Origin of the sequence: Streptomyces montanus (assembly GCF_005786655.1) — a bacterium.
GTDB lineage: Bacteria > Actinomycetota > Actinomycetes > Streptomycetales > Streptomycetaceae > Streptomyces > Streptomyces sporangiiformans.
Window position 1 is genome coordinate 1 of record NZ_VBZC01000047.1, and the last position, 356, is coordinate 356.

Genomic DNA, 356 nt, shown 5'->3' on the forward strand with positions numbered 1-356 from the left:
CGTTCGGGCAGCAGCTCGGCGCCCGCGCCGGCGAAGGAGTCGAGCCCGGCGGCGTGGATCCGCTGGATCGCCTCCTCGACCGACACCTTGGAGATCCGGGCCATGTGCTCGACTTCCGATGCGCCGAGGCTGTGGATGACGAGTTGCGGGAAGGCGGACTTGATGGCGCTGAAGTGCTTCTCGTAGTACTCGACGCCGTAGTCGGGGTGGTGGCCGCCCTGGAACATGATCTGCGTGCCGCCGAGTTCGACGGTCTCCGCGCAGCGGCGCAGGATGTCGTCGAGGTCGCGGGTCCAGCCCTTGGCGGTGTCCTTCGGCGCGGCGTAGAAGGCACAGAACTTGCATGCCGTGACGCA

At 67.7% G+C, this 356-nt stretch carries 1 protein-coding gene; it reads right to left on the bottom strand.

The features are described from left to right. On the bottom strand, positions 1-356 hold a 356-nt coding region (locus FE633_RS33165; RefSeq protein ID WP_246113951.1), incomplete at both ends, for a radical SAM protein.